At 68.7% G+C, this 1,102-nt stretch carries 1 rRNA gene and 1 pseudogene; both read left to right on the forward strand.

Annotated features, from left to right (window positions below):
• Positions 1–93, forward strand: a 5S ribosomal RNA gene (rrf, locus tag ACI2K4_RS36315); the annotation flags it as partial.
• A 205-nt stretch (positions 94–298) separates the two neighbouring features.
• A pseudogene (locus ACI2K4_RS36320) lies at positions 299–1,102 on the forward strand (hypothetical protein); the annotation flags it as partial.

Genomic DNA, 1,102 nt, shown 5'->3' on the forward strand with positions numbered 1-1,102 from the left:
ACGCCCGGTTACATTCCGAACCCGGAAGCTAAGCCCTCCAGCGCCGATGGTACTGCACTCGGGAGGGTGTGGGAGAGTAGGACGCCGCCGGACAATCTTTCAGTCGAGGGCCGCCCCATCCGGGTCGGCCCTTGACTGCGTTGCTCCGGCCCCCGTGCCATCAGGAAGGATGTACCCGTGAGTTCAGGACCCCAGGGCGACGACCGTCAGCGCCGAGGCGACGATCGCCCCAACCGCGACGGTGGTCGTGGCGGATCCCCACGTCGGGATGACCGCCCGACCTACCGGGGTGACCGCGATGCCCGTGGCGGATCAGGTGAGCGCGGCGGCTACTCCGGTGGTGGGCAGCGAGGCGGCTACGGCGGCGGTGGCGGCGGCTATCGCGGTGGTGGCCAGAGCGACGGAGGCTTCCGGTCCGGCCCTCGCGAGGGTGGCTTTGGTGGTGACCGGGATTCTCGTGGTGGTTCCCGTGAGGGTGGTTACCGTTCGGGACCTCGCGATGGTGGTTCCCGTGAGGGTGGTTTCCGTTCGGGTCCCCGTGAGGGTGGCTTTGGTGGTGACCGGGATTCTCGTGGTGGCTCCCGTGACGGTGGTTACCGTTCCGGTCCGCGTGACGGTGGCGGCCCCCGTGATGGCGGCTACCGGTCCGGGCCCCGCGAGGGCGGTTTCCGTTCGGGGCCTCGCGAGGGTGGTTTCGGTGGTGACCGGGATTCTCGTGGTGGTTCCCGCGACGGTGGTTACCGTTCGGGTCCCCGTGAGGGTGGTTTCGGTGGTGACCGGGATTCTCGTGGTGGTTCCCGCGACGGTGGTTTCCGCTCGGGACCTCGCGATGGTGGTTCCCGTGAGGGTGGTTTCCGTTCCGGGCCTCGCGATGGTGGTTCCCGTGAGGGTGGTTTCCGTTCCGGGCCTCGCGATGGTGGTTCCCGTGAGGGCGGCTTCCGTTCCGGACCTCGCGATGGTGGTTCCCGTGAGGGCGGCTTCCGTTCCGGGCCACGTGAGGGTGGTTTCCGTTCGGGTCCCCGTGAGGGTGGTTTCGGTGGTGACCGGGATTCTCGTGGTGGTTCCCGCGACGGTGGTTTCCGCTCGGGACCTCGCGATGGTG

Source organism: Micromonospora sp. NPDC050397 (genome assembly GCF_044901685.1).
Taxonomy (GTDB): domain Bacteria; phylum Actinomycetota; class Actinomycetes; order Mycobacteriales; family Micromonosporaceae; genus Micromonospora_G.